Annotated in this window: 29 protein-coding genes; 15 read left to right on the top strand and 14 right to left on the bottom strand. The window is 67.3% G+C overall.

Translation table 11 applies throughout. From position 1 onward, the window contains the following. Positions 1-31: 31 nt before the first annotated feature. The 7 genes from fusA to OO69_RS49360 form a co-directional block, all read right to left on the bottom strand. Entirely contained in the window at positions 32-2,161 is a 2,130-nt protein-coding gene (fusA, locus tag OO69_RS09220) for an elongation factor G (protein WP_033280006.1), read from the bottom strand. A 39-nt stretch (positions 2,162-2,200) separates the two neighbouring features. After that, positions 2,201-2,671, bottom strand: a complete 471-nt coding sequence (rpsG, locus tag OO69_RS09215; RefSeq protein WP_005481264.1) for a 30S ribosomal protein S7 — start codon at positions 2,669-2,671, stop codon at positions 2,201-2,203. Between the two features lie 3 nt (positions 2,672-2,674). After that, entirely contained in the window at positions 2,675-3,046 is a 372-nt protein-coding gene (rpsL, locus tag OO69_RS09210; RefSeq protein WP_003948652.1) for a 30S ribosomal protein S12, read from the bottom strand. Between the two features lie 332 nt (positions 3,047-3,378). Further along, positions 3,379-3,936 (bottom strand): DUF1707 and DUF4190 domain-containing protein, encoded by a 558-nt coding sequence (locus tag OO69_RS09205; protein ID WP_078652353.1) that lies wholly within the window; start codon positions 3,934-3,936, stop codon positions 3,379-3,381. 167 nt (positions 3,937-4,103) lie between these two features. Further along, complete coding sequence (locus tag OO69_RS09200; RefSeq protein ID WP_051800883.1) at positions 4,104-4,313, bottom strand: hypothetical protein; 210 nt, start codon at positions 4,311-4,313, stop codon at positions 4,104-4,106. After that, positions 4,310-4,981, bottom strand: coding sequence for a hypothetical protein (locus OO69_RS09195; protein ID WP_051800882.1), 672 nt, complete (start codon positions 4,979-4,981; stop codon positions 4,310-4,312). Before OO69_RS09195 ends, OO69_RS09200 begins: the two co-directional genes overlap by 4 nt. Continuing rightward, positions 4,974-5,333, bottom strand: a complete 360-nt coding sequence (locus OO69_RS49360) for a WhiB family transcriptional regulator (protein ID WP_234444384.1) — start codon at positions 5,331-5,333, stop codon at positions 4,974-4,976. The genes OO69_RS09195 and OO69_RS49360 overlap by 8 nt, the downstream gene beginning before the upstream one ends. A gap of 275 nt (positions 5,334-5,608) precedes the next feature. Between OO69_RS49360 and OO69_RS09185 the strand changes: the two genes are divergently transcribed. From OO69_RS09185 to OO69_RS09165, 5 genes are all read left to right on the top strand, one after another. Beyond that, complete coding sequence (locus OO69_RS09185; protein ID WP_033280004.1) at positions 5,609-6,085, top strand: helix-turn-helix domain-containing protein; 477 nt, start codon at positions 5,609-5,611, stop codon at positions 6,083-6,085. Positions 6,086-6,451: 366 nt separating this feature from the next. Next, positions 6,452-6,865 carry a hypothetical protein gene (locus tag OO69_RS09180; protein WP_033280003.1) on the top strand — a complete coding sequence of 138 codons (414 nt, stop codon included), beginning with the start codon at positions 6,452-6,454 and terminating at the stop codon, positions 6,863-6,865. Between the two features lie 158 nt (positions 6,866-7,023). Then, the gene (locus OO69_RS09175; RefSeq protein ID WP_033280002.1) at positions 7,024-7,623 is read left to right on the top strand and encodes a hypothetical protein; all 600 of its coding nucleotides are present in this window, start codon (positions 7,024-7,026) and stop codon (positions 7,621-7,623) included. A gap of 100 nt (positions 7,624-7,723) precedes the next feature. Then, the gene (locus OO69_RS09170) at positions 7,724-8,014 is read left to right on the top strand and encodes a hypothetical protein (RefSeq protein WP_033280001.1); all 291 of its coding nucleotides are present in this window, start codon (positions 7,724-7,726) and stop codon (positions 8,012-8,014) included. A 65-nt stretch (positions 8,015-8,079) separates the two neighbouring features. Continuing rightward, positions 8,080-8,415: a hypothetical protein gene (locus OO69_RS09165; RefSeq protein WP_033280251.1), complete on the top strand. Its 336-nt coding sequence runs from the start codon at positions 8,080-8,082 to the stop codon at positions 8,413-8,415. Between the two features lie 3 nt (positions 8,416-8,418). Here the strand turns inward: OO69_RS09165 and OO69_RS09160 are convergent, their stop codons facing one another. Next, the gene (locus OO69_RS09160; RefSeq protein WP_033280000.1) at positions 8,419-8,682 is read right to left on the bottom strand and encodes a hypothetical protein; all 264 of its coding nucleotides are present in this window, start codon (positions 8,680-8,682) and stop codon (positions 8,419-8,421) included. Between the two features lie 53 nt (positions 8,683-8,735). Next, a complete protein-coding gene (locus OO69_RS51880) occupies positions 8,736-8,936 on the bottom strand; it encodes a hypothetical protein (RefSeq protein WP_158713363.1) in 201 nt (66 codons plus the stop codon). Between the two features lie 237 nt (positions 8,937-9,173). On the opposite strand from OO69_RS51880, the gene OO69_RS09155 reads away from it, so the two are divergent. Continuing rightward, positions 9,174-9,380 (top strand): hypothetical protein, encoded by a 207-nt coding sequence (locus tag OO69_RS09155; protein ID WP_033279999.1) that lies wholly within the window; start codon positions 9,174-9,176, stop codon positions 9,378-9,380. Positions 9,381-9,401: 21 nt separating this feature from the next. Here the strand turns inward: OO69_RS09155 and OO69_RS09150 are convergent, their stop codons facing one another. Next, positions 9,402-9,833: an ATP-binding protein gene (locus OO69_RS09150; RefSeq protein WP_051800881.1), complete on the bottom strand. Its 432-nt coding sequence runs from the start codon at positions 9,831-9,833 to the stop codon at positions 9,402-9,404. Positions 9,834-9,992: 159 nt separating this feature from the next. Between OO69_RS09150 and OO69_RS09145 the strand changes: the two genes are divergently transcribed. Genes OO69_RS09145 through OO69_RS51230 form a run of 3 tightly spaced genes read left to right on the top strand, consistent with a single transcriptional unit; the run spans position 9,993 to position 11,745 of the window. Next, positions 9,993-10,844 (top strand): helix-turn-helix domain-containing protein, encoded by an 852-nt coding sequence (locus OO69_RS09145; protein ID WP_051800880.1) that lies wholly within the window; start codon positions 9,993-9,995, stop codon positions 10,842-10,844. A gap of 14 nt (positions 10,845-10,858) precedes the next feature. Next, positions 10,859-11,056 (top strand): DUF397 domain-containing protein, encoded by a 198-nt coding sequence (locus OO69_RS09140; RefSeq protein ID WP_033279997.1) that lies wholly within the window; start codon positions 10,859-10,861, stop codon positions 11,054-11,056. 41 nt (positions 11,057-11,097) lie between these two features. Next, complete coding sequence (locus OO69_RS51230) at positions 11,098-11,745, top strand: hypothetical protein (protein ID WP_158713362.1); 648 nt, start codon at positions 11,098-11,100, stop codon at positions 11,743-11,745. A gap of 52 nt (positions 11,746-11,797) precedes the next feature. Here OO69_RS51230 and OO69_RS09135 read toward each other — a convergent pair whose 3' ends face one another. The 4 genes from OO69_RS09135 to OO69_RS09120 form a co-directional block, all read right to left on the bottom strand. Further along, positions 11,798-12,226 (bottom strand): DUF3592 domain-containing protein, encoded by a 429-nt coding sequence (locus OO69_RS09135; protein WP_033279996.1) that lies wholly within the window; start codon positions 12,224-12,226, stop codon positions 11,798-11,800. A gap of 23 nt (positions 12,227-12,249) precedes the next feature. After that, positions 12,250-12,627: a hypothetical protein gene (locus OO69_RS09130; protein ID WP_033279995.1), complete on the bottom strand. Its 378-nt coding sequence runs from the start codon at positions 12,625-12,627 to the stop codon at positions 12,250-12,252. 195 nt (positions 12,628-12,822) lie between these two features. Next, on the bottom strand, positions 12,823-13,254 hold the full coding sequence (locus tag OO69_RS09125; protein WP_158713361.1) for a DUF3592 domain-containing protein: 432 nt from the start codon (positions 13,252-13,254) through the stop codon (positions 12,823-12,825). A gap of 285 nt (positions 13,255-13,539) precedes the next feature. Then, entirely contained in the window at positions 13,540-13,968 is a 429-nt protein-coding gene (locus OO69_RS09120; protein ID WP_033279993.1) for a DUF3592 domain-containing protein, read from the bottom strand. Positions 13,969-14,423: 455 nt separating this feature from the next. Here OO69_RS09120 and OO69_RS09115 point away from each other — a divergent pair, with 455 nt between their 5' ends. The 6 genes from OO69_RS09115 (at position 14,424) to OO69_RS09090 (ending at position 21,347) form a co-directional block, all read left to right on the top strand. Beyond that, positions 14,424-15,320 carry a hypothetical protein gene (locus tag OO69_RS09115; protein WP_033279992.1) on the top strand — a complete coding sequence of 299 codons (897 nt, stop codon included), beginning with the start codon at positions 14,424-14,426 and terminating at the stop codon, positions 15,318-15,320. Positions 15,321-15,347: 27 nt separating this feature from the next. Beyond that, entirely contained in the window at positions 15,348-16,544 is a 1,197-nt protein-coding gene (locus tag OO69_RS09110; protein ID WP_033279991.1) for a phage tail protein, read from the top strand. Beyond that, positions 16,541-17,812: a hypothetical protein gene (locus tag OO69_RS09105; protein ID WP_033279990.1), complete on the top strand. Its 1,272-nt coding sequence runs from the start codon at positions 16,541-16,543 to the stop codon at positions 17,810-17,812. Before OO69_RS09110 ends, OO69_RS09105 begins: the two co-directional genes overlap by 4 nt. A gap of 36 nt (positions 17,813-17,848) precedes the next feature. Beyond that, positions 17,849-18,787 carry a phage distal tail protein gene (locus OO69_RS09100; RefSeq protein WP_033279989.1) on the top strand — a complete coding sequence of 313 codons (939 nt, stop codon included), beginning with the start codon at positions 17,849-17,851 and terminating at the stop codon, positions 18,785-18,787. 143 nt (positions 18,788-18,930) lie between these two features. Then, positions 18,931-20,154: a hypothetical protein gene (locus OO69_RS48790; protein ID WP_037831564.1), complete on the top strand. Its 1,224-nt coding sequence runs from the start codon at positions 18,931-18,933 to the stop codon at positions 20,152-20,154. Further along, positions 20,151-21,347, top strand: coding sequence for a hypothetical protein (locus OO69_RS09090; protein WP_033279988.1), 1,197 nt, complete (start codon positions 20,151-20,153; stop codon positions 21,345-21,347). The genes OO69_RS48790 and OO69_RS09090 overlap by 4 nt, the downstream gene beginning before the upstream one ends. Positions 21,348-21,372: the final 25 nt, after the last annotated feature.

Genomic DNA, 21,372 nt, shown 5'->3' with positions numbered 1-21,372 from the left:
TGTCAAGCCTAAAGCGTGCAAACGGTGTGTGTTACTCGCCCTTGGCCTTCGCGATGATCTCCTCGGCGACGTTCCGGGGAACCTCGGCGTAGGAGTCGAACTGCATCGAGTAGCTTGCGCGACCCGAGGTCTTGCTGCGGAGGTCGCCGACGTAGCCGAACATCTCCGAGAGGGGCACGAGGCCCTTCACGACGCGCGCACCGGCACGCTCCTCCATGGCCTGGATCTGGCCACGGCGGGAGTTGATGTCGCCGATGACCTCACCCATGTAGTCCTCGGGCGTGGTGACCTCGACGGCCATCATCGGCTCAAGGAGCACGGGGGACGCCTTGCGCGCGGCCTCCTTGAAGGCCTGCGATCCGGCGATCTTGAAGGCCAGCTCGGAGGAGTCGACCTCGTGGTAGGCACCGTCGAGAAGCGTGACGCGGACGCCCGTCATCTCGTACCCGGCGAGGATGCCGAACTGCATGGCCTCCTGCGCACCGGCGTCCACCGACGGGATGTACTCCCGCGGGATACGGCCACCGGTGACCTTGTTCACGAACTCGTACGCCGGGCCGTCGGACTCGGTGATGGGCTCGATCGCGATCTGCACCTTGGCGAACTGACCGGTACCACCGGTCTGCTTCTTGTGGGTGTAGTCCACGCGCTCGACGGCCTTGCGGATCGTCTCACGGTACGCGACCTGCGGCTTACCGACGTTGGCCTCGACCCGGAACTCGCGCTTCATACGGTCGACCAGCACCTCGAGGTGCAGCTCGCCCATACCGCCGAGGATGGTCTGGCCGGTCTCCTCGTCCGAGTGAACGTGGAAGGAGGGGTCCTCCTCCGCGAGACGCTGGATGGCTACACCCAGCTTCTCCTGGTCACCCTTGGACTTGGGCTCGATGGCGACCTGGATGACCGGCGCCGGGAAGTCCATGGACTCCAGGATCACCGGGCTCTTGTCGTCACACAGCGTCTCACCGGTCGTGGTCTGCTTCAGACCCATCACGGCGACGATGTCGCCGGCGCCCACCGCCTCGATCTCCTCACGCTTGTTCGCGTGCATGCGGTAGATCTTGCCGATGCGCTCCTTCTTGCCCTTGACGGAGTTCAGCACCGCGGTGCCGGTCTCCAGGCGGCCCGAGTAAACCCGGACGAAGGTGAGCTTGCCCAGGTGCGGGTCGCTCATGATCTTGAACGCGAGCGCGGACAGCGGCTCGTCCACCGACGGCTTGCGCTTGATCACGACCTCCGGGTCCTTCACGTCGTGGCCTTCGATGGCCTCGACGTCAAGCGGAGTCGGGAGGTAGCGCACGACCGCGTCGAGCAGGGGCTGGACGCCCTTGTTCTTGAACGCGGTGCCACAGAACACCGGGGTGACGGTGATGCCGTCGGACTTGCCGGACGCGATGGTGACGCGACGGATCGCGGCGTACAGCTGCTCCTCGGTGGGCTCGACGCCCTCCAGGAACAGCTCCATGATCTCGTCGTCGTTCTCGGCGACGGCCTCGACCAGCTTGCCGCGGTACTCCTCGGCGGCCTCGGCGTGCGTGGCCGGGATGTCGACGACGTCGTACATCTCGCCCTTCGCCGCCTCGGCGGACCACACGAGCGCCTTCATGCGGACCAGGTCCACAACGCCCTTGAAGTCCATCTCGGCACCGATCGGCAGCTGCATGATCAGCGGAACCGCACCGAGGCGGTCCTTGATCATGTCGACGCAGCGGTGGAACTCCGCGCCGGTCCGGTCGAGCTTGTTCACGAAGCAGATGCGCGGCACGCCGTAACGGTCGGCCTGACGCCACACCGTCTCGGACTGCGGCTCAACGCCGGCGACACCGTCGAACACCGTGACGGCACCGTCGAGGACGCGCAGCGAACGCTCCACCTCGACGGTGAAGTCGACGTGCCCCGGGGTGTCGATGATGTTGATGGTGTAGTCGTTGTCCTCGAGCGGCCAGTGACAGGTGGTGGCAGCAGAGGTGATCGTGATGCCACGCTCCTGCTCCTGCTCCATCCAGTCCATGGTGGCGGCGCCGTCGTGGACTTCACCGATCTTGTAGCTGACGCCGGTGTAGAAGAGGATCCGCTCAGTGGTGGTCGTCTTGCCCGCGTCGATGTGAGCCATGATCCCGATGTTGCGGACCTTGGCCAGGTCAAGTGAAGTGGTAGCCATAAGGCTTCGGTCTTCTCTCGGTCTCGATGGGGTCTGCGACTACCAGCGGTAGTGCGCGAAGGCCTTGTTGGACTCGGCCATCTTGTGGGTGTCCTCGCGCTTCTTGACGGCCGCACCGAGGCCGTTCGAAGCGTCGAGAAGCTCGTTGAGCAGACGCTCGGTCATGGTCTTCTCGCGACGGGCGCGGGAGTAACCGACCAGCCAGCGCAGCGCGAGCGTGTTGGCGCGACCGGGCTTGACCTCGATCGGGACCTGGTACGTCGCACCGCCGACTCGGCGGGACTTGACCTCAAGCGTGGGCTTGATGTTCTCCAGCGCGCGCTTCAGCGTGATGACCGGGTCGTTGCTGGTCTTCTCGCGCAGGCCCTCCATGGCGCCGTACACGATGCGCTCGGCGGTGGAGCGCTTGCCGTTCAGCAGCACCTTGTTGATCAGGGAGGTGACAAGAGGAGAACCGTAGACCGGGTCGATGATGACCGGGCGCTTCGGGGCGGGGCCCTTACGAGGCATTTTCTACTTCTCCTTCTTGGCGCCGTAGCGGCTGCGGGCCTGCTTGCGGTTCTTGACACCCTGGGTGTCAAGCGAACCGCGGATGATCTTGTAGCGAACACCGGGCAGGTCCTTCACACGACCGCCACGCACGAGCACGATGGAGTGCTCCTGCAGGTTGTGTCCCTCACCCGGAATGTAAGCGGTGACTTCGATCCCGCTGGTCAGACGCACACGCGCGACCTTACGCAGGGCCGAGTTCGGCTTCTTCGGGGTGGTCGTGAACACACGCGTGCAGACGCCACGACGCTGAGGGGAACCCTCGAGTGCGGGCGTCTTGTTCTTCTCGACCTTGTCCTGCCGGCCCTTCCGGACCAGCTGCTGGATCGTAGGCACTACTTCTCCGGTTTCTGTGTGCCGATGGTGAAGCTAACCTGGAACATCGCCGACCCACGCGGTCGGGTGTGTCGAATCCCGCAGACTTTCGCCGGTGAGCAAAAGGGGCGCAGATTGCGGTGGCCAGTGTCGGCTCCCTTAGTGCGGTTCAAGGCACGCACGAGAGCCAGGGCACACCCCAGGCACAAGGTCTGAGCGTACCTACCTCATTCGCTGCGGTCAAAACAAATGGGTGGCACCCACGGCTCGACGGGGGTCATGCCGAAGCCGAGCCTCGTCCGCGATCTTCGAATCTACGGCTCGGAGCTCGCAGATCTACGGTACGGGAGCCCTCAGGTCGAGCTCGCCGCCGCCGCGATCATCAGGAGCAGCATCAGCACCCAACCCGTCACCGCGAGCCACCCGAAGACCAGGCCGGTCAGGGCGAGGCCGTCGCCGCCCTGGTCCGTGCGCTGGATCTCCGCGCGGGCGGTGTGGCCGAGGATCACCGCGGGGATGCCGGTGAGGCCCAGGGTCGGGACGATGAGGAGGCCGCAGACCAGCGAGCCGACCGCCTTGCCGTTGGTCGGCGGCACCGGGGGCGGCAGGAACGTCGGCGGCACCGGCCGGAATCCCGGCGGCGGTGCCTGGACGGCGGGCAGCACCTGGGGGCCCTGGGGCAGATCGGCGACCAGGAGCATCAACTCGCCCACCGTACGGGCGCCGTAGGCCCGGGCGACCCGCTTCTCCAGCTCGTCCTCGCGCAGCCGCCCCTCGGCGAAACCGGCCCGGAGCACGTCCACGGTCCGCTCCCGGTCCGCCGTCGCGGCCAGCATCGACGCCCCGCTCGGCCCCTGCGACGGCTGGTGCGGTCCTGGCCACTGCCCCTGCCACGGTGTCGGGTACGACACGGAACACCTCCCCCGGCGCCGGAGACCGAATGCCTCCATGATGCTCCAACGCACCGAAAACGGCACCGGTTCCCCACCGATACCGAAAGAGGTCGGCCACCCCCGCCCCCGTACAGATCCCTGAACCCCCTATAGAGGGGAGCGGGGTGACCCTCCGTCGCCGTCCCTCAGCGTGCGCGGCGACCGCCCCCGGCGGCACGTTCCGCCGCGAACACGTCCTCCAGCCGGAACAGTTGGGCCCGCCCCGCCCGGCCGACCGGCGCCAGATGCCCGAGCTGTACCCACTTGCGGATGGTGGCGGGCGCGACCCCGGCCTCCTGCGCGGCGAGCGGCCCGGGAATCAGCGTCGGCATCCGGCCCCTGGTGAACGTCGTCATCGCTCCCACTCCCCCTCGTCCCAGGTGTGCCGGTAGGCCGGATCGTCGTGGCAGCCGCAGTCCGGCACCGAGCAACGGCACGCCGGGTTCACACAGAGCACCGCCCCCCGGTCCGGGAAGGCCCGCAACGACACCGAGTCGCACCAGGGACAACGCCCCGACACCCGTACGACCCTCTCGGTGTCCCCCAGCGCACGCGCACAGCGCCGAGCCATCCGCCGCGTCTCGTCCCGTACGTGCGCGGCGAGTACGGCATCGGCGGCCACCGCGTCGAGCAGCCCGGCGATCCGCCGCAACCGCTCGGGCACGGCCGCCCGCCGCGCCCGAGGCAGCCCGAGCCGCTCCCGCACGGCCTCTTCCAGTTCTACGACGCCGTCGGTGATGTCCCGGATCGTGTCGGAGATGTGCAGGCGCAGCGGGGCCGCGCTGTGGCCGGGGGCGACGAGTCCGTGCCGCTGTTCCAGGAGGAGGGCCTCGGCGCGTTCCTCGCGGAGCCGGTCGCCGAGGTCGGGCGGGGGCGGCGGGGCGGGGGCGCGGTGGGCCGGTGAGGTGCGGCCGGGGGCGAGTTCGACGGCGAGTTCGGGGAACTGCTGGAGCAGCGTGCCGATCCAGAGCGCGGCGTGCGTGGTCGGGTCCGCCGCGGCGGACCCCGGACTCGGGTCAGGCAAGGGAGCCTCCCCGCGGAGCACGCGCGGTCGACAGCGCCGGCATGGCGGTCAGCGCGGCCGGGAGGAGGTGCGCGGGGATCTCGACCGGTCGCCCCGAGCGGTAGAGGCGGCCGCCGCACACGCCGTCGAACCAGTTGTCGGCCGGCGCGACGATCCGCTCGCAGTCCCGCCGCACCGGGCAACGGGCGCAGGCCCGCAGAACGGGAGCGGCCTCCTTGACCTTCTTCGAGAAGACGGCCTTGGGCGGGAGTCCGGCGCAGGCAGCGGCGGTCTGCCAGCCGACGGCTCCATCGCAGTCGTAGCGGCGCGGTGGTGGGCAGGTGTCGCTGGATATCGCGGGCATCGTGGACATGGGGCCTCCCTGGAGGACGGGTGTGGCACAGGCGTTTGGCACGTGCCATCCGGCCGTCCAGGTTTACAGATTGCGCGCGCGCTCGCAACGGAAACTTTGGTCACTCACCTCACATTCACGGCGACAACCCGTCACGAAACCGGCCCCCACGCCCCCATCTCCACCGAACCTCCCCCCAATTGAGCCGATTTTCCTTAGTGCTTGCACGCGAGCACGTAATTCCGTGCGCGCAAGCAAGCTAAGCTCGCTGCCATCCAAAGGAAGCGAGCACACAGATGACCAGCCAGGATCTGGACGCGTTCGCCGCGTGGGTCGAGGACCTGATGCGCGACCGCGGCTACGACATCGACAGCCCGCGCGGCGGCGGCAAGTCCCGGATCGCGGACGAGGCGGGGGTCCACCGGGCCGCCGTCACCCGCCTGCTGCAGCGCCAGAGCATGCCGGACTTGGAGACCACACGCAGGCTCGCCCGCGTGCTGGGCGTACCGGTCCGCGACATGCTCATCCGCTCCGGCCGACTCACCGCGGAGGAACTCGCCGACCCGCACGACTACTTGGCCTCCCCCGCACCCGGCGCCGAGTTCACCCGACGCCCCACGCTGGAGGAGGTCGCCGATCTGCTGGGGGTGCCGGCCGACCGGAGGGAGATGTTCGTGCGGGTGGTCGAGCAGTTCCTGCCGAACGACGTACCGGCGGCAGAAGCCGTAGAACACGTGCGGCGCGAGGACGCACGGCTGCTGATGACCGACTGACCGGTCGGCCTCCGGCCCTCGGGCCCCGATCACCGGTTCACCGGTTCACCGGTTCGCCGGTTCGCCGGTTCGCCGGTTCGCCGGTTCGCCGGTTCGCGGTACGAGGGAACTGGTCCCTCCCTCGCCGCTCCCAGACTTCTCCCCCCACCCATCCCTCTTGGCTCCCGAGCCTCTCCCCCACCTCCCTCCACCTCCCCCGCTCACCCGGTTCTCGGTTTTTAGTTGCGTGCGCGCACGCTCGTCTGTCACAGTTGGTGCAGCGGCGGAGCTGCGCCCGCAGGCCGGCCGCTCAGTGCCTCGTCGCGGTGTGCAGGCGTACCGCCGCGTCCCGCACGCCCTCCCGAAGCTGCCCCGAGGTGACCCGGCATGACCACACCCACTCCACCGAGCGCCTTCCCGGACGTCGAGGCGATGATCGTCGACATCCTGGAGGACGACCCCCGGCTCTCCGGCGCGATCGTCGCCGTACAGGCGCCGACCGGCTTCGACGGCACGGCCGCCGCCGTGTTCGTCAACCGGCGCGGCGGCGCCTGGGTCGGTGAACGCCACGTCGACCAGCCGCTGATCGAACTGGAGGTGTACGGCCCGACCAAGCAGGCCGCGCACGTCCTGGCCAACGACGCCCGTCAGGCCGTACTGGCGATGGCGAACAACAAGTACGGCACGAACCTCGTCACCGAGGTCGAGGAGCAGGACGGCCCGCGCTGGCTGCCCGACTACCTCTACTCCGCGGCCAACCGCTACGTCACGGTGATGAAGGTGTACGTGGACGTCTACTGACCCCACCCACCGATCCCACCCACCGACCTCCCGGACGCTCCGCGCCGCCCCACAGACCGAAGGCCCCGCCACCCCCCGGCGGGGCCTTCTTCGTACCCGGACCTCCCGGGTACGACCGCACCCCATCCCAACTCACCTGGAAAACAAGGAGATTCACCATGGCAGGAACCAACTCCTCCGAGATCCGCATCGCCGGCGTAGGCCGCCTCTACGTCGCCCCGGCCGACACCGACGTCCCGTCGACCTTCTCCACCGACCCCGCCACCGACTGGGCGACCTGGAAGAACCTCGGGTTCACCTCCGGTGACGGTGTCACCTTCAGCAAGAAGGACAAGCTGGAGCCGGTCGACGTGTGGCAGGCGGTGAGCCCGGTGCACTTCGTGTACTCGGACCGCGATCTGACCCTCAAGTTCTCGCTGATGCAGTTCAACGAGGACACGCTGCCGTTCTTCATGGGCGGCGGCGGGGTCAGCGCGGTGACCGGTTCGACGGGCGTCTACCAGTACGACATCGCCGACCGGCCGTTCGCCGATGTGCGCGCTCTCGGGCTGGAGTTCACCGACGTCCGGGCGAGCGACGGCTCGACGGTGACGTACCGCTTCGGCATCCCGCGCGGCCAGGTCACCGCGTCGGACGACATCAAGCTGGCCCGCAAGTCGGCGGCGCAGCTCGGCATCACGTTCAGCGCGATGTCCGCGGCCGACGGTTCGCCGCTGGCCAGCTTCGTGATGAAGGACGCCGCGTACGCCGCGTCCTGACCCACCGGGGTGGGACGGGGCACGCCCGCCCGTCCCGCCCCGGCCCCCAACTCCCCTTATTACCGAGGCCCGTTGGGCCTGTTAAGGAGCACTCATCCCCATGACCCGTTTCGACGTCAACGCGGCCCGCGCCCAGCGGCTCGAAGCCCTCGGCCGTACCTGGTCGTTCGAACTCGACACCGAGAGCTACACCCTCCCCACCGAGCTGACCCGCGCCACCGCCAAGGCGCTGCGCAAGCTCGACGACAACGACGTGGACGGGCTGCTCCAACTCCTGCTGGGCGAGAAGCAGTTCACCCGCTTCGAACAGCACGAGGTCACGATGCAGGACATCGCCGCCATCCTGGAGGCCTACGGCAAGGAGACCGGGCTCGGCCTGGGGGAAGGCTGAGCCTCGTCGGGTTCGTCGACGAACACGCCGAGGCCCTCGAAGCGGACCTGCTCCGCTATTACGGCATCGATCTGCTCGACTGGCATCGTGACCGGCTCTCCGCGCGCCGACTCACCGTGCTCGTACGGCAGTTGCCGCACGACAGCGCCCTCAACCGGGAGCTGCACGGCGAGGCCGCCGACTGGTCGGTGACCGACCATCTGCTGGCCGCCGCCGTGGACCATCTCGCCGCCGCCAACTGGATGTTCGCCTCCGTCAACTCGGAGGAGGGCGACCAGCCGGACCCACCGGCACCGGTACCGCGCCCTTCGTACGGCGAGGAGACACCGGCGCAGGAGAACGGGCCCGAGGCCGAGGAGCCGGCTCCCTCTACAGTCCAACTGGCCCGGTTCTTCGGCTGATTGTCAGTCCACCGTGCCGTTCTCCTCGTCCCGGCGCCCGTTGGAGGCCCGGCCCTCCAACTCGTCCGCGAGGGCACGGGCCTTGGCGGAGAGCCGGGGGCGTTCCTCACTCCGGGTGCCGGGCCGGGCCGGCGAGGGCTCCGACGGTTCCGTCCTACGTCCCTTGTCGCGCCCGGTTCCGGCGTTCAGCGGGGGCACGCTGGGCCGCCCGTTGCGCCGTACGACCGAACGCCGTTCGGCGGGCGCGGCACGCTTCTCCCGCGCCACGACCCGCTCCTGTTCCCCGCGCTCTTCTACTCGCGTCAACTCGGGCGGAGCGCTCAGCAGTTGGACATACGGAAGTCGGCACGAGGCAGGATCACCAGGTCGTCGGGGGCGTAGCCGAGCCGTAGGACGAGTTCGGACAGCCGGGCGATGAGATGGGGAAGATCGGGGGCTTGTTCGAGCCAGTCGGTCACATGCGCCTCATCGCCGCCCACCGTCGCGGCCAGGCCCCCAAATGCCGCACCGGGCCTGGTCATTCACCTTTCATTCACCGACGGGAGAACGGCCGGATCCTACTTCACCAACCTGGCACAACTGCCACCGCACCCCGCATCACCGCAGGTCCGGACCGCACAGCGGGCAACTGTCTTCGGCAAACACGAAACACCACCACAGGATTACTCGTACACTAGTTCGAACCGACGCTTCGAGCGCACCAGGAGCGCCACCTGTACCACCAGCCGAGCGGACAGACAGGAAAGCAGGACGACGACATGGCGACTGGCACGAGTCACTCCCCGCAGCAGCCGATCGACACCTACACCCGCCTCGCCCACCTCCTGCATTCCCCCGCCCCCGACCGCACGGCTCTGCTCGACCGGCTGTACGAGGAGTTGCTCACGCGCGAGTCGCGGGCGTACGCGGCGGGCTGGACGGACGCGTTGACGGAGGCGGGGCGGGGGCGCGGGGGCCGGCCGTAAGCCCCGTTCACCGCTCACCGCTCACACGGTGAACGTGCACCAGACCTGCTTCTCGTCGAACCCCGTACGGTGCCACCCCCACCGCCGCGCCAACGCCTCCACGAGCCGCAGCCCCCGGCCGCCCTCGTCCAACAGGTCGACGCACGCGGGCAGTTCGGGCACCAGCGCGGGGGCATGGTCGGTCACCGTCACCCGCAGGAACGGCGGAGCGAACTTCCGCCCGGTCCCGAGCGTCAGCTCCAGCCCCGCGAGCCCACCGCCGTGCCGTACGGCATTCGTGCACAGCTCCCCCACGGCGAGCTCGACGGAGTCGGCCAACTCGCCCAGTTTCCAGTGGTCTTGGAGCCATACGCGGGTGCGGTGCCGGGCTTCGGCGACGGGGCGGAGGGGGTCGAGGGCGGAGGTGTCCCAACCGACGCGGGTGGGGGTGGTGTTGAAGGGCGGGAGATCCATCGTTCACCTCGCGGGGATGTCGATGAGTGGCTTGCGCCACACCGTAGCGGCGATTTCCAACCCATGAGACCAAATTAACCCCAACAGGTTGAGTTTTGGTGTTCGATGGACTGGCCCGACGCCGGTGGGCACACTGTGCGCGAGCGAGGAGAGGGCGACATGGCACCGAGGCAGACCCCAACAGTCCGGCAACGCCGTTTCGGCGCCGAGCTACGACGGTTGCGGGAGGCCACCGGCATGTCCGCGCCGCGAGCCGCCGAACTCCTCGGCACGGACCGCACCACCATCTCCAACACGGAGGCGGGCCGCTTCGGCATCAGCGAGCAGCGTCTACGGCGCTTGGCCGCCATCTACGAGTGCGACGACCCGACACTGATCGACGCGCTGGCCTCGATGACGGGTGGGCGCAGCGGGGGCTGGTGGGACGAGTACCGGGGCAAGGTGCCGCCGGACTTCCTGGACCTGGCCGAACTGGAGCACCACGCGGCGTCGCTGCGCACGCTCCAGACCGCCCATCTGCCGGGCATGTTCCAGGTCGAGGACCACGCACGCGCCCTCTTCGACCTGTTCATCCCGGCGCTGCCGCGCCTGGAGGTGGAACTGCGCATCGCCCAACGCCTCGCACGCCACGCGGTGATCACCAAGCAGCCCCCGGTGCCGTACCAGGGTGTGATCCACGAGAGCGCGCTCCGTATGCAGGTGGGCGGCCGGCAGGTGGCTCTCGCCCAGCTCAACCACCTGCTCTCGGAGAGCGAGCGGGACAACGTCACGCTCCTCGTGATCCCGTTCAGCGCAGGCGGCTTCCCCATGGCGGGCGACTCCGTGCTCTACGTGGCGGCCGACAGCCCGCACCTGGACACGGTCCAGGTGGACTCCCCCACCGGAGCTGTCTTCTTCGACGCCCCCGCCCAACTGGCCAACTTCCGGCGCCGTATGGACGCGGTCGAACAAGTAGCGTTGAATCGCAGCCAGTCGAGGGACGCCGTCCTCGACATCATCAAAGAGCTGTAAGAGGAAGAGCCGCCGTGCCCGAGTTGAAGTGGATCAAGTCCTCGTACTCCGAGGCGTCCGCCAACAACTGCGTCGAGATGGCGACCGCCGGCCCCCTCATCGCGCTCCGCGACTCGAAGCAGCCGGAACTGCCGTGGGCGACGGTGAGTCGGGCGGCATGGTCGGAGTTCACCGGCGCCCTGGGCTCAGGGCTGCTCCGCACGGAGGCGTAGCCGCAGGCCGGGGACCTTGCGTCCGCCAGGAGCGGAGCCCCATGATTCCCGGCATGTACAAGAAGAGACGGGTGCTCGGCACATGCCTGGGCGTGGCACTCGCCACCCTCCTTCCCGGCGTCACCCTGACAACTGACGATCCGTCATGGATGCCGATAACGCTGGGCAGTTGCGTCTTCCTCGTCCTGAACCAGCTGATCTACACCTACCCCGGCGACATCCGAAACGCCCGCCCGGTCCCGCTGCTGATCCAGGCCGCGATCGGCATCGTTCAGGACACCCTGATCTGGCTGCTCGCCTCCTGGCTCAACTCCGAGATGTACCTGGGCCTCCACGTCGACGGCTTCCTCACGGCCCTGCTGGCCGGCACCGTCGTCCGCGTATCCGTTCTGGCACTCCTGCCCCTCGGCCCACAGCCGACCACGTCGACGGAGGAAATATTCGCATTCCAGCTGGTACCGCCACATCGACCTTCGATCGATCACTTACGGCGAATTACCCTGCTCGACGACGTTTCTATAGCGAGAGAAGGTAGACGCACACCCCCAGGCCCACCGCACCCGCGCCTGCGCACAGCGCGACGAGCTTGGGTTTCGGCTGGTATGTCGAATCATTTCGCCCGCGTTCCCACATCGAAAAGGCGGCGAAGAAAGACAGACCAGAGATCAAAAAGACGCCCACCGATATAACGAAGTACCAGAGCCGCACATCTCCCCCTCTTCACGGTGAAAACTCCGACAGTCACACCGTGGCATCGATAACACACAGAAGTACCCCTACACCGAGCAGCATCAGCCCCCCGCCTCCCAACAATAGGACGACCGGCCACTCCTTCTCGAAGTCGAGGTCCTTCCGGAGCCCCGTTCGAGCACGCTTCGGATTCCGGGCATCGTAGACAGCCGAAACGACCGTCCCCGCCGGCCCCGGAACTTCCGGCATGTACTCATGGAATTCCGCCTGCACCTCTCCATCGGACAGGCGCACATCGAAGTACATCAGGTTCTTCGATCCGCTCACGTACTCCTCACGCCGGAAAACCGCCTCTCCGTCGACGCCGTGATCCCTCAGGGCGCGCATGAGGCGATATTCCACACAGCTCCCCGATTGCGCCAGTAATGCGAAAACGCCGAACAGCGCAAAAACAATTCCAAGACTCAGCAAGATGCTCATCGCGCGCCCACTATCTCATGGCCTCAGTAGAAGAGGATCGCGAGCGCGGCGCCCACGATCATGAGCGTCAATCCGGGAACCCAGAAGAACATCACCATGCCGCGCTCTTCTGAAGAGTCGATCTCCGCGAGACTGCCGGTCCTGGCCCGCTTCGGCTTCCTACGGTCGTACACCACCGGAACGACCGTACCCACCGGCCCCCTCGGCTCCGGCCCGACTTCGATGAACTGGGGCGGTGTGTCCTGGGGCGAGGCTCCCGGGATACAGAGGTGGTAGTAAACGCGATGCCCACTGCTAATCCATTCCTGAAGGTCGGACACCGCCTCCCCCTCGACACCGTGACGCTCAAGATTTCTCAGCTTCACAGACTTCACGAATCCCACACCCGCGATGTTGCCCATCACATCCCTTACTTCCCGGCGCCGGCGTACTCCTGAGACTTTGCAAGCGCCTCGGTTTCGACGCCGAACCGAAAAGAGAAACGTCGAGCTTGTCGAACTTTCCACGGCACCGCACCCCATTCGCCGCCTCGTAGGTCACCTTCCCAGCCCACACAGACTTCACCGATTCGGGCCCGCAGCACGTTTCGACAATTGTTAGTGAAATACCAGGATGAGCACCAGCCCCAAACCGATGCACGCGAACCCAGTACCCCAGAACGCCTTCACACCGCCCCACTCGTCGGACAGATCGATGTCCGCAAGCTTTCCCGTCATGGCTCGACTCGGTTTCCTGCGGTCATACACCACCGGCACGACCATGCCCACCGGCCCCTGCGGTTCCCGCCCCACCTCGATGAACCGGGGCGGCGCGCTCTGAGGCGCGGCACCCGGGAGTCGGACGTAGTAGTAGACGCGATGCCCGCTGCTGATCCACTCCTGAAGTTCCGACACCGCTTCACCCTCAACACCGTGGCGTTTCAGATTCCGCAGCTTCAGGAAAGTAACCAAACCCCCCGAATTAAGCGTGCAAGCAACCATACCGATACTGATCAGAACAATCCCGGTTACAGCCAGGATTACACTCACCGCACCCCCCGATCGAAGTACCCGAAACCGCCGCGGGCGGCGGTACACCGAGCCCCACACAAGCCGCACGCCAAAGTGTGACACTTCCCGGAGAACTGTCACACTTTTCCAGGCAGCCGAACCGGCCATGCCCACCGCCCCCGCCGACCCAGCCGGCGGTCAAGGTCAGACCCTGTTTGTCGCGGGTTTCCCCATCGAAACTCCCCTCCCCGAAAAATCAGCATCAAATCGAAGAACACTCTCCCAAATCAGGAGGGAAACAAAGAAGGGGGTCGGTGCCGTGATTCAGTAGAAGAAGATTGCGAGCACGGCACCCACGGCGATGAGCGCCAGGCCGGGCGCCCAGAAGAACACCACCATGCCCCGCTCTTCGGAAGAATCGATTTCCGCGAGACTGCCAGTCTTGGCCCGCTTCGGCTTTCTGCGGTCATACACCACCGGAACGACCGTGCCCACCGGCCCCCTCGGCTCCGGCCCGACTTCGATGAACTGGGGCGGTGGGTCCTGGAGCGAGGCTCCCGGGATACGGATGTGGTAGTAGACGCGATGCCCACTGCTAATCCATTCCTGAAGGTCGGACACCGCCTCCCCTTCGACACCGTGACGCTCAAGATTTCTCAGCTTCACAAACTTGACGAATCCCCCTGAATTCGCGAAGCAGAGCAGCACCCCAATACCCATCAGGACGAATCCCACACCCGCGATGTTACCCATCAAATCTCCCCCTGGAGTGTGCACGAGGCTGCCCATTGCTCACCTGAGCTTCGGACCGGCTCGGCGCCGGCCCCGCGATGAGGCAATTAAAATCCAGACAAGTCAGAGCAGGAGAAAGAAAACCCAGAGCCCCACAGAAACGAGACCTGTAGCCAGGAATGCAGCCACTCTCTTCGGCCTCTTCGGGTAATTCGGATTGTGTCGCGCAGTGTTCCACATCAAGAACGAAGCGAAGAGAGAAGTAATTGCAAGGAGAAGAAACACGCATGCAATGACGAAGTACCAGAGTCGCATCTTTACCCCCACCTGTCGCGATCGAGAGAACCACTGAATACTACATGGGCATTCCAGCCCCAGCAAGGGAGAAATCACCCGGCCCGCAACCAGTTCGCCCGGAATTATGGAGCGTTGGGATACCCCCCGAAAGATACCGAACAACAACGAGGAGCCACACAATGGGCCAGCACACGACAGACGAGGTGTACGACAAACTGGCAGACGTCGAGGAGACGATCGACGCCAATGCGAAGTCCACGGTAACGACCACTAATTTCGACGCAAAAATAAAAGACCTCAAGGCGGCGATCGAGAGCGGAGGGAAGAAGGAGGAAGAACCGCAAGGATGGAAGGACCTCGTCAAAGAGATGTCCCCCATCAAGGATATCCTGGCCGTCGCCAACGGCTCGGATTTCTTGAGTAAGGCCATACTGACGTTCGGCGCTATCACCGCAACCGTGGCAGCGGTGACGGCGATCATCGCCTCGGTCAAGGGCCTCATGGAGAAATTCAAGAACCTCAGCCTCACCGTGACCGGCCGTCTGACCGGGAATCGCCAGTACATCGGCCGTGACGCCGACGGGCATTTGGGGATACAACCGGAAAACCCGCAGCAGTCCGTGCGGCAGCTACAGCGTGCGGCTAACCAGCAACTCCGTCAGAGGCGGCAACAGAGCGGCGCCTCAGGGTTGCCCTCTTCCGCCGAGGCGAACTCGCTCGGCCAGGCCATCGGCAGGATCAACAACGGCATCACGACCCTCGACGGGCTCAAGTCGAAGCTTCCCACCGCAGCCAAGATGAAGCGGACAGCAACCGCGGCGAACAAACTGAGTGACGCTCTGGAGAAGATCACCGAGCGGCTGCGCCCCGCGGATCTGGACAACCTGACCGATGCCACGGGCAGGCTGAATCAGAAGATGTCCGCCTTCGATCACGACAAACTCCCCAAGCCCAGGACCCTCAAGGACATCGCTTCAGCCGCCCGAGAAGTCGTCCGGGACGGCGATCGGCTTCGGGTGCTTTTCCAAGAGCTCGGCACGGACTCCACCGACGCCGCCAACCGCATCGCCGGATGATCCCCCTCTCCCCGAAGGAGGTGTGCAATGAGTCTCGTCAGTTCCCTCAAGAAAGCCTCCGGCTCCCTGGACGACTTCAAGTCCAAGGCGTCCGGTGCCGGTACCGCGGCCAAGGGGATCGGCAGCAACAGTCAGAAGGGCGCCGATCAGCTCAAGGCCCTCAAGACCGCCGCCGACGGTTCCGGAAAGGAGTTGAAGGACCTCAAGACGTCCTCCGACCAGGCCGAGAAGTCGCTCGGCAAGGCCGGAAAGACCGGTTCCAGCGCCGGCACCAACCTCGGCAAGTACGAGACCGGGGCGGGCAAGGCGGCCAAGGGCCAGGACAAGATGAACAAGTCGATGAAGGGCAACTTCTTCGGCCTGCTCATGAGCCTGCTCCAGCCGCTCATCGACAAGGTCATCGACATGGTGACCAACTCCAAGACCATGCAGAAGGTCCTGAAGCAGGCCTTCGAGGTCATCAAGGCCGTGATCAGCAGCGTCATGAAGGCCATCGAGCCGATCATGAAGAACGCCGGCAAGCTGATCAAGTCGGTCTGGAGCGGCATCAAGACGGCGATCACGAACATCGTCAAGGCCATCGCCACGGTCATCAGGACCTACGTCAACGTATGGAAGTCCATCATCACCGGCGTCCTGAAGGCGATCAGCACAGTCGTCTCCACCGTCTGGAAGGGCATCAAGGCCGTCATCTCCCCGGTCGTCAACTGGGTCAAGTCCGCCATCCCTGACGCCTTCCGGGCCGTAAAGGACCGCCTCTCCAGCACCTGGGGCGGCCTGAAGGGCATCGCGAGCCGAGCCTTCGACGGCATCAGGAGCGCGGTCCGCGACCCGATCAACGCGGTCATCGGCCTCATCAACCGCGCGATCGGCGCCCTCAACGGCATCCACGTCTCCATCCCCGGCTGGGTCCCGATGGTCGGCGGCAAGACCTTCGGCGTCAGCCTCCCGAGAATCCCCGCGCTGGCCTCCGGCGGTGTCGTCATGCCCCGCTCCGGCGGCGTCCCCGCCCTCCTGGCCGAGGCCGGCGAAGCAGAGGCCGTCCTCCCCCTCACCAAGCTCGACCGCCTCCTCAAGGCAGCAGCCTCAAGGGGCCGGGCGTATGCCGGGATGTCCGCCACCGACGGCAGCGCACTCCACATCGAGAACTACTACGCAGCCCAGACCAGCACCCCACAACGCACCGCCGACGCGCTGATGTTCCTGGCGAAGGCGCGCGGATGAGCAGCACGGCCACAGCCCTCCGCAATCCCCTCAGCGCCGCCACCCCCGCCCTGCGCTCCTTCCGGACCAGGGTCGACCAGACCCAGTCCGGCGTACGGTCCTTCACCCAGCGCGTCACAGGCGCCGCCGCCGACCTCGACCACGTCACCACCCCCGCCACCCAGACCGCCACAGCCGTACAACAGATCAAGACGAACGCGGACACCGCAGCCCGTTCCATCACCAGAACCGGCCGGACAGCCGCCACCACCGGCGCCTCCGGCATCAAGTCCACCGGCACCAAGGTCAGATCCGCCGGCAAATCCCTCGGCAGACTCACCACCAACCTCGGCGGTGTCTTCGCCATAGTCGGCACCCTCATCGCCGCCTCCGGTGTCCTCGGCGGCCTCCTCGACACCTTCGGCACGGCCATGACCATCGGCTCCGGCGTCATGATCGTCATCAACGCTCTCACCCGAGCCAACCCGATCGGTTTCGTAGCCGGCATCCTCCTCCCTCTGGCCGGCTGGCTCCTGGACATCGCCCTGAACTCCGAGACCGGCCAACGCCTGATGGACCAACTGGCCACGCTGATCCTGAAGTACGTCCAGAGCCACCTCACGATCCTCGGCCCGATCCTCAAGCTGATCGCAAGCGCGGTGAACACCTACGTAACCGGCTACCTCACCCTGATCACCACCACCCTCTCCGTCCTCCACACGATCATCAGCACAGGCTTCGCCGCCCTCAAAGCACTCACCACCGGCGACACCCGCGCCCTCACCACCAAGGTCTCGGCGATCTGGACCGGCTTCAAGAACGCCGTCAAGCCGGCCCTGAACTGGATCACCAAGGAAATCCCGGCCGCCTTCACCCGGGTCAAGAACGCCACCTCCAACACCCTGCGCGCGATGGGCCAGTTCGTCACCACGGGCGCCCAGACCGTAGCCGGGGTCGTCAAGGGCCCCGTCGAAGGCCTGGTCGCCTTCGCGAACTGGGTGATCGACGGCCTGAACAAGCTCAGCTTCAGCATCCTCGGCAAGAAGTTCGGCGTACACCTCAACAAGATCCCGATGCTCGCGGAGGGCGGCATCGCGATCCCCGGCGCCCGCACCGGCAGGGTCCTGCCCCTCACCACGCTGGACCGACAGCGCGGCCGGGCGACCGCTCGGCGCGCCCAACGCACCCCCCACATCAGGGAGTTCCACGAGAGCAACGGCACGGGCGCCCACGGCACCGCGACCGACCTCCTCTTCCTGGCCTCCGCCCACGCCCACGCCCGCGCGTGAAACGGCACGCACCCCTGACAGCGAGGTGACGGCCCCATGGCCGATCAGACGACGCCCACATCCACCACACTCACCACATCGACCGACGACGTACCCCCCGGCTCACTCATCACCCGCGACGGGCAGATGCAGTGGGCCGGACTGCTGCTCGGCCCCGGTACGCCGTACGAGATCGGCAGTGACGGGCTGACCGGCTGGGAGGACCTGCCGGACTACGACACGACAGACGCCGACCACCCCACCGCACACGGCGCCTGGCCGGGCGCGCGCTACGCCAAACCCCGCAAGGTAGGCGGCTCGATCTGGACCGTGCCCCCGCAGGACGACACCGCGTCCTCCCTCTCCGCGATGCGAGCCCTGCGCCAGGCCCTGCTGCTCGGCGACACCGAACGCTGGCTGGCAGTACGCCTGCACGGCGAGACCCTGGCCATCCGAGCCCGGGTCAGCCAGCGCGTCCTGGCCGCCGACCGGACGTACACCACACAGGGCGTCTCCAAGGCTGCCATCCAGTGGTACGCCACCGACCCCCGCCGCTACACGGTCGACGAACAGACAGCGGTCACCGGAGCCCCCCAACCGGAGAGCGGCCTCACCTGGCCCCTGACCTGGCCCCTGAACTGGGGCCAGGCATCATCCACCGGCGACGTGGGCGCGGACAACTCCGGTTCGGCCCCCACCCACCCGATCCTCACCTTCACCGGCCCCTGCACCAACCCCACCATCACAGACCGCACTTCGGGCCGCCGCCTGCGCTACGAGATCGGACTGGCGACCGGCGACGAACTGGTCGTAGACACAGCGGCCGGCACAGTCACCCTCAACTCCACGGCCTCCCGCCGCCACACCGCGGCAGCGAACAGCGGCCCCGAAGAGCTCTTCGCCTTCGAACCGGGCCGAGCCGACCTGGCCTTCCGCCCCGACACCTACGACACCGGCGCCCAACTGTCGGTCCGCTGGCGCTCGGCGGACTGGTAACGCCCCACGAGCCCGCAGCCACCGACGAACCGGGAGCGGGTCGTGGCGGTACGGCGCAGCCCGCCGCGCACCCGGCACCAACCCCCACCCGCGGGCGAACCACCCCAGCCACCACACAACACCCCACCCCAGGAGCCCCGTACATGAACCTCCGCAGCGCATGGGTCGCCGAGACCGGCCAGACCCGCGAGGACACCCGCCTGACCCAGCTGGGCGCGACCACCCCCGCCAACCCCCTGGAAGTACGCTCCGGCATCCTCCCCGGGAGCTACGACGGCCTCAACCGCATGTCCGGCTTCTGGCTGGAGGGCGCGGCGGGCGCCATGTCGGCAACCGTCCACGAGGGCCGCGCCGTGGTCGCGGCCGGCGCCACCCAGGGCGCCTACCCGATCACCCTCCCCGAGCCGGCCACCCTCACCTTCACCGACGGCGACGCGACCAACCCCCGCATCGACCTCGTGGTCCTCAGGATCTACGACTCCCTCTACGACAACTCCGGCCAGACGAAGGCGTCCCTGGAAATAGTCAAGGGCACCCCGGCCGCCACCCCGGCACCCCCGCTGATCCCCGGCATCGGACTCGCCCTCTACCAGGTCAAGGTCGCCGCAGGCATCAGCGCCGGCAAGGGCGGCATCACCTGGAGCACCGACGTCACCGACCTCCGCACCCCCGTCGTAGCGATCGGCGGCATCCTCCCCGCGTACGGCGAGACCGGCACCGGCGCCTACCCGGGCCAGTTCCGCGACTCCGGCGGCGCGCTCCAGCGCTGGGACGGCTCGGCCTGGGTGTCGTACCCGAGCGCGCTCGGCGGCATCGCCCCGGCCGGCGCGGTCACCACCGCGAGCTACACCGGCCAGTACCGGGACACGTCCGCCGGGGTGCTCCAACGCTGGAACGGCACGACCTGGATCAACTACGTCCCCTCCCCGACCTGGACCGACTACACCCCGGTGTGGGGCGCCGAGACCGGCACCGCCCCCGCGATCGGCAACGGGACGCTGGCGGGGTCGTACGCAAAGCTGGGCACGGTCGTGCACATCCGGATCTACCTCAAGACCGGCTCGACGACGAACCTCACCGCCCAGAGCGACAACGCCAACTGGACGTTCCGGCTGCCGTTCGCCCCGGTCTCCACCCCCGCGTGGAAGCTGGACGGACGGGTCCTGAACGCCGAGTACTTCGACTCCTCCACCGGCCTGCTCTACCAGGGCAGCGGCCTCCTCTCGGTGACCAGCGGCATCGGCTACGTCCGCTCGGTCCGCGACACCCTGTCGATCAACAACAGCATCTGGGACAAGACACAGCCCGTCGCCTGGGGCACCGGCGACGTCCTGTCGATCCACGGCACGTACGAGTCCGCGTCATGACCGTCCGCTACGGATGGCTGTCACCGGACGGCCAGACGCGCGCGGACACCCGCCACACCGCCCTCGGCGCCACCACCCCGGCCGGCCCGCTGCAGACCCGCTCCGGCATCCTGCCCGGCACCGACGACGGCCAGTACCGCATCGGCGGCCTGGGCATGACCGGCACGACGGGCACGATGACCGCCGTCGTCCAGCCCGGCAGGGCCGTCGTCCAGGGCACCACCACCCAGGGCACGTTTCCGGTCGCCCTCGACGAGAACCTCACGATCACGTTCGCGGACGGCGACGCCCAGTACGGCCGCATCGACCTGGTCGTCCTGCGCGTCTACGACGACGAGAGCGACGGCTCCGGCCGCAACGAGGCCGCCGTCGAGACCGTCCAGGGCACCCCGGCCGCCGTACCCACCGCACCGCCCACCCCCGCCCTGGCCCTGCCCCTGTTCCAGGTCGCCGTCCCGGCCGGGACGAGCGCGGGCACGGGCGGCCTCCCCTGGACCACCGCCATCACCGACCTGCGGACCACACTCGTCTCGGTCGGCGGCATCCTCCCGGTCTACAACAACGCGACGGTGGCCGGGAGTTACCGCGGCCAGTACCAGGACAACGACACCTCCGGCTCCCTCCAGCGCTGGAGCGGCACGGCCTGGGTGCCGTACCCGAAGGCGATCGGCGGTATCGCCCCGACGGGCGCGCTGACGACCGGCGGCTACACAGGCCAGTACCGCGACACTTCCGCCGGCCAGCTCCAGCGCTGGAACGGCACCGCCTGGCAACCCGCCGTACCGGGCCCGGCGTTCGCGCAGTCGCTGGACGCGGGTTACACCACGTCGACGACGTACACGTCCACGCTCACGGACACCGCGGTCACCGCACTCACGCTCAACTTCACGGCACCACCGTCCGGTTCGGTGATCATCGCCCTGGGCGCCCGCGCCTACACGACGAGCAGCGAGACGACGACCGCGCACATGTCCCCGCAGGTCACCCTCGGTACCACGGTGATCTGGTCGGCGGACGACGAACGAGCCGCGTCCGGTTCAGGCGCGGTCGGCAAGTCGGTCTCGACCCAACTTCGGCTCAACTCCCTCACCCCGGGCGCCACTTACACGATCACGGCCATGCACAGATCGACGTCCTCCACCGTCCCCGCCTGGTTCGACACGATCTACCTCCGCACAGACCCCATCGCGTAAGACCCCTCCCTTCCACGCTCCCCCC

The organism is Streptomyces sp. NRRL F-525 (genome assembly GCF_000716605.1).
Lineage (GTDB): Bacteria > Actinomycetota > Actinomycetes > Streptomycetales > Streptomycetaceae > Streptomyces.
The sequence above is the reverse complement of the archived record's forward strand: the minus strand, read 5'-3'. Positions and strand labels throughout refer to the sequence as shown.

Bases quoted from the DNA above. Each gene is read 5' to 3' on its own strand.
- fusA (WP_033280006.1), bottom strand. From the start codon at position 2,161: ATGGCTACCACTTCACTTGACCTGGCCAAGGTCCGCAACATCGGGATC.
- rpsG (WP_005481264.1), bottom strand. From the start codon at position 2,671: ATGCCTCGTAAGGGCCCCGCCCCGAAGCGCCCGGTCATCATCGACCCG.
- OO69_RS09200 (WP_051800883.1), bottom strand. From the start codon at position 4,313: ATGACGACGTTCACCAGGGGCCGGATGCCGACGCTGATTCCCGGGCCG.
- OO69_RS49360 (WP_234444384.1), bottom strand. From the start codon at position 5,333: ATGTCCACGATGCCCGCGATATCCAGCGACACCTGCCCACCACCGCGC.
- OO69_RS09185 (WP_033280004.1), top strand. From the start codon at position 5,609: ATGACCAGCCAGGATCTGGACGCGTTCGCCGCGTGGGTCGAGGACCTG.
- OO69_RS09180 (WP_033280003.1), top strand. From the start codon at position 6,452: ATGACCACACCCACTCCACCGAGCGCCTTCCCGGACGTCGAGGCGATG.
- OO69_RS09175 (WP_033280002.1), top strand. From the start codon at position 7,024: ATGGCAGGAACCAACTCCTCCGAGATCCGCATCGCCGGCGTAGGCCGC.
- OO69_RS09170 (WP_033280001.1), top strand. From the start codon at position 7,724: ATGACCCGTTTCGACGTCAACGCGGCCCGCGCCCAGCGGCTCGAAGCC.
- OO69_RS51880 (WP_158713363.1), bottom strand. From the start codon at position 8,936: ATGACCAGGCCCGGTGCGGCATTTGGGGGCCTGGCCGCGACGGTGGGC.
- OO69_RS09155 (WP_033279999.1), top strand. From the start codon at position 9,174: ATGGCGACTGGCACGAGTCACTCCCCGCAGCAGCCGATCGACACCTAC.
- OO69_RS09150 (WP_051800881.1), bottom strand. From the start codon at position 9,833: ATGGATCTCCCGCCCTTCAACACCACCCCCACCCGCGTCGGTTGGGAC.
- OO69_RS09145 (WP_051800880.1), top strand. From the start codon at position 9,993: ATGGCACCGAGGCAGACCCCAACAGTCCGGCAACGCCGTTTCGGCGCC.
- OO69_RS51230 (WP_158713362.1), top strand. From the start codon at position 11,098: ATGATTCCCGGCATGTACAAGAAGAGACGGGTGCTCGGCACATGCCTG.
- OO69_RS09135 (WP_033279996.1), bottom strand. From the start codon at position 12,226: ATGAGCATCTTGCTGAGTCTTGGAATTGTTTTTGCGCTGTTCGGCGTT.
- OO69_RS09130 (WP_033279995.1), bottom strand. From the start codon at position 12,627: ATGGGCAACATCGCGGGTGTGGGATTCGTGAAGTCTGTGAAGCTGAGA.
- OO69_RS09120 (WP_033279993.1), bottom strand. From the start codon at position 13,968: ATGGGTAACATCGCGGGTGTGGGATTCGTCCTGATGGGTATTGGGGTG.
- OO69_RS09115 (WP_033279992.1), top strand. From the start codon at position 14,424: ATGGGCCAGCACACGACAGACGAGGTGTACGACAAACTGGCAGACGTC.
- OO69_RS09110 (WP_033279991.1), top strand. From the start codon at position 15,348: ATGAGTCTCGTCAGTTCCCTCAAGAAAGCCTCCGGCTCCCTGGACGAC.
- OO69_RS09105 (WP_033279990.1), top strand. From the start codon at position 16,541: ATGAGCAGCACGGCCACAGCCCTCCGCAATCCCCTCAGCGCCGCCACC.
- OO69_RS09100 (WP_033279989.1), top strand. From the start codon at position 17,849: ATGGCCGATCAGACGACGCCCACATCCACCACACTCACCACATCGACC.
- OO69_RS48790 (WP_037831564.1), top strand. From the start codon at position 18,931: ATGAACCTCCGCAGCGCATGGGTCGCCGAGACCGGCCAGACCCGCGAG.
- OO69_RS09090 (WP_033279988.1), top strand. From the start codon at position 20,151: ATGACCGTCCGCTACGGATGGCTGTCACCGGACGGCCAGACGCGCGCG.